Raw genomic sequence first — 6,182 nt, 5'->3', positions numbered from 1 at the left:
TTTTCGTATATCATGAGTCATAGCACAGAGTCCTTTCTATTTTGGTTAGCGCTTTTAATATATCGGACTTCTGTGTTTTTGTGTACCAAAAAATAGGGTTGAAGGAAGTATTTTTCTTCCATCAACCTTATTTATTATAGAACCATTAATTTTCTTTACGTAAAAAAAGCCCCTTTAATATTAAAGGGGCTTTTTATGAGTGTTAGTATTGATTCTTATCGTCTTTAATTAATTCCTCATCGTCTTCTACGTCTACAATTTCACGACGAACTTTTTCACTAACTTCTTTTTGTTCAACTTCTGTTGTTTTTTCAATATCAACTTCTCCAGACACTACAGTGTTCTTATTTACATGAACTTTTTCTTCTGAAATAGGAACAACAATTGTTTCTTCTTTAAAAGCATCTGGATCTGCAACCTCATCAGTATTGTTAGTTCGAGTAATATGGATCTCTTCACGTTCTACAGGAACTTCAATTGTCTTTGTTTCTTCAACGACGTGTTTTGTAATTTCGACTTGACCTAAATTTTCTTTTTCTTTACGAACATTCAATTGTTCTTCGTGTAATTTAATGTGGTGATTTTCATCCAACCCATCATTCGCATGGTGTTCTGGATCATAACCTTCAACATAACCTGTACCATGATAACCTGGTTCAGACGAGTCAGCTAAATATACTTCATCAACCAAGACAAGAACATCACCCTCGGCAACTAGATCGCGATATTCAGAATAGTGCTCGGAAGGATTTTCGTAACGATCATCACTGAAAAAGTCTAGGAAGTTTTCCCACCATGATTCATTTTCATTGATAGTTTCTATAGAAGTGACCTCAACACCAGTAGTAGAAGTATTTTCGGTGACATAGTCACTATTTTTTGCAATAATGACATCTGAACTTGCTACTCCACGGTGAAGTATGTCTTCAACAGCAGCCTCTGCCTCACTAAACGTTCGATAAGAGCCATAAATAAACTTTGCCATACAAATTCACTCCCTTTTAATATTTGTTACAATTAAAATTTAACACGAATGATTTTTAACCACAAATATAACGCTTTAATTAACTTAATTTTTTTCTTTTTATATTTTTTAGCTTCAAATACATTTTTTAATCGAGGCGTATTGTTTGAAATTTTTTAGAAAACTTAGTATTCTTATAATAAAGTTAGATATGATAATATATTTTAGCAGGTAGTCATATTTCAAAACTATTACCTTTGATTAAGTTGATTAACAAATATTTTAATAGTAGAATATTTTTTATTGAAATAATGACCGAGTTAAAAAGATATATTTTAATTAACTAAAATTATAGGAAGAGGGATAAGTATGGAGGAGAATAAGTTAGAAAAGAATAATGTTGAGCAAACGGTTGGGGGTAAAGGAAAAGTTGTAACCAAAGAAGCATCATTTAACGAGGAATCACAAAGTTATTATCACCCTCATCATGTAGGACATCTTCATGGACATCATCGCATTGGAGAGAACTTGTCTTGGCGTGCGGTTCTTGCGGGCTTAGTAACTTTTGTTGCTTTAAGTATGCTCTTCTCATTAATTGGGGCTGCTATTGGATTGGGAGCTACAGATTTAACTGCTGCTAATCCCTTAGATGGAGTAGGAATGGGATTGATTATCTGGACAATTATTTCCTTAATTCTTAGTTTAGCAGGTGGAGGCTTTATTGCAGGTTACACTGCTCACCGTGCTGGATTAGTTCATGGTTTCTTGACTTGGGCATCAGGCTTAATTATCGCAACCGTTTTAGCTTCTTCAGCAATAACTGGAACCTTTAATACAATTGGAGCTATGTTTGGAGCTACAACTAGTGCTGCAGGAAATGTAGTGGGCAATGTTGCACAAACAGCAGGTGATTTATCGCAAGATGCGTTTAATGCAATAGCAGATAATTTACAAGTTGATACTTCTAACCTTGATAAAGAAGTACAAGATGTTCTAGAAGACACAGAAATTGAACAGCTACAACCAGATTATTTACAGAATCAATTAGATGATACAGTAAGTGACATTCAAGAGGCTGCTAAGAGTGTTGTTGTTGAAGGAAAACCAGCCGATGAAGCTTTAAAAGATGTATATTCTAACATTGAAGATCGTATGGCAGTTATCGAAGAAAACTTAGATGAAGAAGCTTTATCAAACGCAATTGCCGATAATACCGATTTAAATGATGAGGAAGCCGAAAAAGCGACTGACAACATTATTAAGTCTTATGAAGAAGCTCAAACACAAGCTAAAGACTTATTAGCCGATGCAAAAACAGAAATGAACCGTCTTGAAAAGGATGCTAAACAGGCTGTTGATGAGGGTGTTGAAACAACAAATGATGTGATGAACGAAGCATCTAAATATTCAATTTATGCTTTCATTGGAGCTGTTTTAGGATTAGTAATTTCTGCTTATGCTGGTAAAATGGGGGCAGAAAGAGAATTAGAAGAAGATGAACGGGTAGTAGAAATTAAGTAATCTCCTTTCAAATTTTTAGATGTAAGTTTTAAAATAAAGCTTTTTACAAAAGATGATATGTTAATTAAGAGATCAATCAACGTTTAGTTGGTTGGTCTCTTTGTTAATCTTCTTTGTTAGAGTTTACAAAAATGTTAAAAGAGTTATTAATATTTCAGGCGAATAACATTATAAACGAAGGTCCCTTTGATCGAGCGATTAAGAATACAAGAGTACTTCTAGGACCTAAGGATTTATTTTGAAGTATAATCTTTTTCGAAATGAATCTAGCTCTTAAATATTTCAAAAGCTTTTAAACCAATAAATAAATTAAGTAAATTGGATGAGCACAGGTAAAGTTTCTTCTTATTTTAGTAGACATAAATTTTTTTCTTTAATTATAAAGTAAAATTCTTTTTTTTTATCATTTTATATCTGCTTGTTTGTTAAAATAAAATAAATATATGGGAGTATATGAAAGAGGTAAGTTGAATATGAAAGTAAAAAAAATAGGAATTGTTAGTTTATCGAGTGGCTTATTAGGAGAAAATAATGTAAAGCATGAGCTTAATATTGGTATTGATCGAATAAGAGATTATGGAATAGAGATTGAGTTCTTACCTCACTCTTTAAAAGGGATAGAATATCTAAAGAATCATCCGGAAAGTAGAGCGAGTGACCTCATACAGGCATTTCAAGATGATTCGATAGATATGATTTTATGCGCGATTGGCGGAGATGATACCTATAGATTATTACCATATTTGTTTGAAAATGATGAATTAAAAAGGGTTGTGAATCAAAAGTTATTTTTAGGATTTTCTGATACAACGATGAATCATTTTATGCTAAATAAATTGGGGATAAAAACGTTCTATGGTCAATCATTTCTATCAGATGTTTGTGAAATTTCGACTGAAATGCTTCCATACACGAAGAAATATTTTGAGGAATTGATTTATACAGGGAGAATTAAAGAAATTAAGCCTAGTAATTTTTGGTATGATGAAAGATCAGATTTCAGTGTAAATCGTATCGGCGTATCTATGAAAAGTCATTCAAATGATGGTTTTGAATTGATAAACGGGAAATCAATTTTTGAGGGGGAAATACTAGGAGGGTGTTTAGAAGTAATCTATTATTTTTTTGATAACTTTAGATATGAAGACACGACAATATTGTGTAATAAGTATGGTATATTTCCAACTATAAAAGATTGGGAAAATAAAATTCTTTTATCGGAAACGAGTGAGGAGAAACCGGATCCGGCGTTTTTTAGAAGAATAATCAGAGCTTTAGACGACTTTGGCATTTTTGAGGTAATATCTGGCCTCCTAGTAGGTAAGCCGCAAGATGAAATATATTATAACGAGTATAAAGCCACTCTACTTCAAGAAATTTCAAATAAGGATTTACCCATTGTTTATAATGTAAATATCGGACATGCAACTCCTCGGTGTATTATACCTTTTGGCATAAACGCGAAGGTGAATACTGAACAACAAGTAATTTCTTTTAATTATTAAACGGATTCATTTTGTATAGACAGTCAGAAGTTAAAACTTTATACATGTTAAACGGATTAAAGTTTAGTTCTAACAATACCTAAGATTTAGTTGAAAACTTATATTTTACTGATGACCTATTTGATTGAGAGGAAATTTAAGGGAGTTATAACTACGCGATATATCGCTATAATAGAGATTGTAGTAACGATTACGGCTTAGTATATGCAGATGCATAGTCAGAGGCAAGGAAGAATGAATATAATTATGAATAATATAATTTGTTTCAAGATTCACTAGAAGAACCCAAACACATGAATAAATCTAAATACGATATTTATATAGTGAGATTTCATAAAGAATGTTCTTTAGAGAATAAACATTGGATATCAGGGACAAGCAATATAATAACTAGTAATAAACATTTTTGAATAACCTAACTTAATACTTAAGACGCAAGCAAAATTTCAACCTATAATGTTGGTGTGATATTTTTTGATAAATAACTATTTTATAAATAAGAATGTGATTTCAATTCTATAATAAATTTGATATATTTAAATTAATACCATTATAGGAGGATGAAAATTAAGACAGGTTTGGTTTTAGCAATAAGTCTTATGATGTTAGGTGGAGTTACTACTTTTGCACAGGAAGATAATGCGGAACGAATAGCTGAGATTGAGGCACAAATTAAAAAAAACAAAGAAATTGATGACTTGAAAATCGAGTTAGCAGATCTCAAACCTCAGGCCGAAGATATAATTTTAGAAACTGATGAAGTTATTTATACTTTTAGTAATGCTAGACTAGAAGACGGTAATTTATTAATTGATGTAGATTATGAAAATATCTCTAATGAATCAATTACACTATGGACAGATGTAGCTTTTAGTTTAAAATTTGAGCAAGAAGATGGTGCTCAGTTAAAAGACGCTAATGTTGATTAAGACTATACTTACCAATATATTGTACTTATAATTGGAATATCTATAATTATATGTACTTATATAATATTAAGAAAAATAAATCTCAGGAGGAAGTACGATGACTGTAGTAATGATAACGGGTGGAGCAGGATTTATAGGTTCACATTTATGTGATATTTATTTAAGTGAAGGATTTGAAGTAGTGTGTGTTGACAATTTAGTTTCAGGAAAAATGGAAAATATAGAAGCTCATCTAAATAATGAAAAATTTCATTTTGAAAAAATTGATATTTCAAATAGAGAAGATGTCGCAAAAATTTTCCAACAATACAAACCAGAAATTGTTAATCATCATGCCGCACAAAAATCAGTTGCAGATTCTGTGTTAGACCCATTTTTAGATTTGAATACAAACTTATATGGGTTGCTGAATATATTAGATGCTATAAAATCTAATCCTATAAAAAACTTTATTTATGTTTCTTCGGGTGGGGCATTAAGTAAAGAAATTGTGGGTGACGAAACATCAGTTGAGACAGATAAACCACAACAAGCTTCTCCTTATGCTATAAATAAATTTGCCGGAGAAAACTATATAAAAGTATATACTAAATTGTATAAATTCGAATATACAATACTTAGATATGCAAATGTGTATGGAAATCGACAAATACCTGACGGAGAATGTGGTGTAATTCCAATTTTCTTAAATAATATTTTAGCAGACAAACCATCCGTATTGATGACATATGAAGACATGCCTAGAGGATGCACAAGAGATTATGTGTTTATTGAAGACGTAAAAGAAATTAATAAATTAGTAACACATACACCTTTAAATACAGAAATTAATATTGGAACAGGTATAGAAATACCAATCTTAGATATATATAATACGCTTGCTGAAATATTTGAAAGTAATCAACCAATATTACGAAAGCCACCTAGATTAGGAGATGTAAAAAGATCAGTACTTAATACTGATAAAGCAAAACAACTTATTGGATGGAAAGCAAAGTATGAATTGAATGATGGACTTAAAATGTTAAAAGAAGACATGCAAAGAGAAGGTAAAATTTAATGATACGACTACCAAACAGTTTTATTGGAAAAAATATAACTCTAAAAATTAAATTTGAAAGTCCGATTGATGTATCTGTACTGAACCCCTAAATCCGGACTCGGATAGAGGGGTTCTTTTTATGTCTAAATATTCAAAAGGATTTAAAATCAAATTAGTGAATGAATATCTTGATGGAACGACCGGTGGTCGTGATTTAATAG

The 6,182-nt window shown here is 31.2% G+C and carries 5 protein-coding genes; 4 read left to right on the top strand and 1 reads right to left on the bottom strand.

Features of this window, described 5'->3' with window-relative positions; genetic code table 11:
• Positions 1-202: 202 nt before the first annotated feature.
• A complete protein-coding gene (locus HF969_RS09660) occupies positions 203-985 on the bottom strand; it encodes a YsnF/AvaK domain-containing protein (RefSeq protein WP_090290539.1) in 783 nt (260 codons plus the stop codon).
• A gap of 348 nt (positions 986-1,333) precedes the next feature.
• Between HF969_RS09660 and HF969_RS09655 the strand changes: the two genes are divergently transcribed.
• From HF969_RS09655 to HF969_RS09640, 4 genes are all read left to right on the top strand, one after another.
• Positions 1,334-2,485: a hypothetical protein gene (locus HF969_RS09655; protein ID WP_090290538.1), complete on the top strand. Its 1,152-nt coding sequence runs from the start codon at positions 1,334-1,336 to the stop codon at positions 2,483-2,485.
• Between the two features lie 473 nt (positions 2,486-2,958).
• Positions 2,959-3,990 carry a S66 family peptidase gene (locus HF969_RS09650; RefSeq protein ID WP_090290537.1) on the top strand — a complete coding sequence of 344 codons (1,032 nt, stop codon included), beginning with the start codon at positions 2,959-2,961 and terminating at the stop codon, positions 3,988-3,990.
• 560 nt (positions 3,991-4,550) lie between these two features.
• Positions 4,551-4,919: a hypothetical protein gene (locus HF969_RS09645; RefSeq protein ID WP_090290536.1), complete on the top strand. Its 369-nt coding sequence runs from the start codon at positions 4,551-4,553 to the stop codon at positions 4,917-4,919.
• A gap of 97 nt (positions 4,920-5,016) precedes the next feature.
• On the top strand, positions 5,017-5,979 hold the full coding sequence (locus tag HF969_RS09640; protein ID WP_090290535.1) for an SDR family NAD(P)-dependent oxidoreductase: 963 nt from the start codon (positions 5,017-5,019) through the stop codon (positions 5,977-5,979).
• The last annotated feature ends 203 nt before the right edge of the window (positions 5,980-6,182 follow it).

It is taken from the genome of Facklamia miroungae (assembly GCF_012396555.1).
Classification (GTDB): Bacteria; Bacillota; Bacilli; order Lactobacillales; family Aerococcaceae; genus Facklamia; species Facklamia miroungae.
Note: the sequence above shows the minus strand (reverse complement) of the source record. Positions and strands in the feature narration are given on the sequence as shown.

Excerpts from the sequence above, each read along its gene's own strand:
- HF969_RS09655 (WP_090290538.1), top strand. The coding sequence starts at position 1,334 with ATGGAGGAGAATAAGTTAGAAAAGAATAATGTTGAGCAAACGGTTGGG.
- HF969_RS09640 (WP_090290535.1), top strand. The coding sequence starts at position 5,017 with ATGACTGTAGTAATGATAACGGGTGGAGCAGGATTTATAGGTTCACAT.
- HF969_RS09660 (WP_090290539.1), bottom strand. The coding sequence starts at position 985 with ATGGCAAAGTTTATTTATGGCTCTTATCGAACGTTTAGTGAGGCAGAG.
- HF969_RS09650 (WP_090290537.1), top strand. The coding sequence starts at position 2,959 with ATGAAAGTAAAAAAAATAGGAATTGTTAGTTTATCGAGTGGCTTATTA.
- HF969_RS09645 (WP_090290536.1), top strand. The coding sequence starts at position 4,551 with ATGAAAATTAAGACAGGTTTGGTTTTAGCAATAAGTCTTATGATGTTA.